The organism is Pseudomonas sp. EA_15y_Pfl1_P101, from assembly GCF_963970835.1.
Lineage (GTDB): Bacteria > Pseudomonadota > Gammaproteobacteria > Pseudomonadales > Pseudomonadaceae > Aquipseudomonas > Aquipseudomonas tritici.
In genome coordinates this window covers 1-3,099 of record NZ_CAXAPA010000035.1, presented here as the reverse complement: position 1 = coordinate 3,099, position 3,099 = coordinate 1, and the positions used below count along the sequence as shown (strand labels likewise).

Below are 3,099 nucleotides of genomic sequence, written 5' to 3'. Positions count from 1 at the left end.
CGGCGACCTCGCCGTACAAGCCGGCCGCGACCTGACCATAGACGCGGCGCAAAACACCTTCGCCCGCACCGACATGCACAAGGAGAAAAACCGCGACCTCACCGGCGTGCTGACCGGCAACAAGCTCGGTCTGGACGACATGACCGGCAACCAGAAGCTCTACATCAACAGCTCCAAACACAACGGCACGGCCAACGAAATGACCTTGACCGGCAGCACGATTGGCTCGAGTGCGGGCAATGTGTCGCTGACGGCGGGGCGTGAGTTGAAGGTGGTGGCCAGCGATCTGGTGAGCACCAAGAACATGGAGTTGAGCGGGGCGAATGTCACCGTTACTTCGGGGATGGAGACTGCGAGTCAGACCAGTAAGGACAGTTCCAGGAGCTTGGCGGTAGGGCGGGTAATTGCGGGCTCGGTGGTGGACACCGCCACCAGCATGCGCGACGCCGTCAAAGCGGCCCGTAGTGCTGATGACCCACGACTCAAGGCCGTCAAAATCGCCCAGGCAGCCCTCGCCGCCTACAACCTGAACGGCCAGGCATCGGACGCCAATGCACAAAGCTCCGGCTTCAAAAACAAAACTGGCGGCACGCCCGGCAACGGTTCGCTGATCAAGATCGGCACTGAACTGGCCAATAACCGCAGCAAGAACAGCAGCGAATACAACAGTGCCACCGCCAAGCAGAGCACGCTCAACGCCGGGCAGGACTTGTCGATTGTTGCCACAGGCGCGGCGGCGGGGACTCAGGGTGATATCCAGATCACCGGCAGCCGCTTGAAAGCCGCCAACACCCTGTTGCTGGCCAAAAACGATGTGCTGATGCAAAGCGCACAAAACACCACCGACCGCAAAAACGAAGGGTCGAAAACCAAAACCGCCATCGGCGCCAGCTTCAATATTGGCGAGCAAAACGGCTTCACCCTGGACCTCGGTGCGCAGGGCGCCAGGAACAATGGCAACGGTAACTCCGTTACTCAAGTCAACAGCACCCTCGATACCGGCAGCCTGTTGTTGCAAAGCGGTGGCGATACCACCCTCAAAGGCGCCCAGGTTCGCGCGGACAGGATCAAGGCGGATATTGGCGGCAACCTCACTATCATCTCCCTCCAGGACACCGAGTCGTCGCGCAGCAAACAGAACAGCGCAGGCTTTGGCGCGAGCATCTGCGTGCCACCGTTCTGCTACGGCTCCACCGTCGCGGCCTCGGCGAACCTTGCCGCCGCCAAGATGAACAGCGACTACAAGGGCGTGACCGACCAGAGCGGCTTGTATGCGGGCACGGGCGGCTACGACATCAATGTCGGCAAGACCACCACCCTGCGAGGCGCGGTGATTGCCAGCGAAGCCAGCGCTGACAAGAACCGCCTCAGCACGGATCGGCTGATCGTCAGCGATATCAAGAATGTCAGTGAGATCAAGAGCCAGTCGGCGAGCATCTCGGTCTCCACCAGCAGCGGTGGCGGCACCTCGCCGGGCGGCGCCATCCCGATAGCACTCAAGGATAAAGACCACAGTTACACCCGCAGCGCGGTCAGCGAAGGCACGATTGTGGTTCGCAATGCCGAAGGCGCCAATGATCTGGTGGGGTTGAACCGCGACACTGCCAATGCCAATCAGAAGCTCGACCGGCCTGATGAAAAGGCCATGCAGGAACGTATCGACCTGATTCAGAGCTCGGCGCAGTTGGCCAGTGGGGTGATCAGTGCGGTGGGCAAGGCGAAGGCGGATGAGGCTAAGAAGCTTGGATTGGCAGCGAGAGAGCAGGCTGACGCTGGTGCGCCCGGTGCCGCTGAGACCGCCCGTGCCGCCGATATGGCTTATACGGAAGCCAAGCGTTGGCAGTTTGGTGGCGACAAGAAAATGATGGCCGATATCGCGACGGGCCTGATCGCCGCCGGCCTGGGTGGCGCGCCTGCGGGTACGACGGTGGGTATCGTTGCCAATACAGCGTCCAGCGAGATCTTCAAGCGAGTAGGTGATTACGCCGAGGCGCAATCCCTGAACCCGAAATCGGACGCGGCCACCCGGGCGGCATGGGCTGAAGGTGGCGCGGCACGTGTCATGTTGCACGCGTTGGCAGGCGCCGCCATTGGGTTGTCCAGCGGTAATGTGCAAAGTGGTGCGTTGGGAGCTGGAGCTTCCGCGGCTCTGATGCCCTCGATCGCAAAGGCGCTGGAAAACAGCACATTATCTGAGGCCAGCCAGGACAACCTCGCAGCTTTGGTCGCGACCGGGATAGGCGCTGGAGCAGGCGCCGGGAATGGTATCGGCGGCGCCGCTGTTGGGAGCGGCGCAGGCTACGGCGTCGAAGTCTTCAATCGACAGCTTCACCTCACCCAAGAGGTGCCACTTCTCAAGAAGAAAGCTGAAGAGTTGGAGAAGACCAAGGGCAAGCCGAAATCGGATGCCTTATGGGAAGACTTGCTGCGTATGGCAGCAGGATCGAAGGTCGATGCCGTCGAACAAAACCGTTTGGATGCGCTGGAAAAGAAATGGGGCAGCGACCCGACGCGGTACTGGCTTGATCGTGATTTGGCGATCGCCAGGGGGGCGGTTCAGGAGCTGGCTGACCAGAAGATTCCACTGACGTGGAAGGACGGCACCGCAATTATCGCCAATGGCTCAGCGGTGTATGCGTTCAATTCGACCAAAGAGCAGTTTGTAGACACAAGCCTGTTTAATGGTCTGGGCACAGGCCTTTATGGCGAATTGCCCATGGCTGACAAATGGAATCAATACGGTCGGGAACAGGCAGAAGCGCATGCGACGGAAATCATTAACGTCTCGACCAACGACTTGGCTCCTAAAGACGCGATGTCGAGGCTGTTGGTACTAGCCAGGAAATCGGCTGAACCGGTCACGGCGATCGATGAGACGGCCATTTCGCTCACAGGTGTAGGTCTGGCAGCGAGAATTTCAGAGATCGTTGCCGCTGCCTTTGCGAAAAGGAAATTGGCGACGGAGGCGTCAGGCGAGGTTTTCGTCCTTGGGGCAAACGGTGCAAAAAAGACAGGTGCAGGAAAGGCACCATACTCCTCGACTGCCTCGCCGGATGCTGAGGCTGGCATGCCGTACACCCATCCGGTAAAGGAGGCCGG

Annotated in this window: 1 protein-coding gene; it reads left to right on the top strand. The window is 60.0% G+C overall.

Going from position 1 to position 3,099, the window contains the following annotated elements:
• Positions 1 to 3,099 (top strand): hemagglutinin repeat-containing protein (locus AACY36_RS28080; RefSeq protein WP_339497765.1); only part of this gene is annotated, 3,099 nt, incomplete at both ends.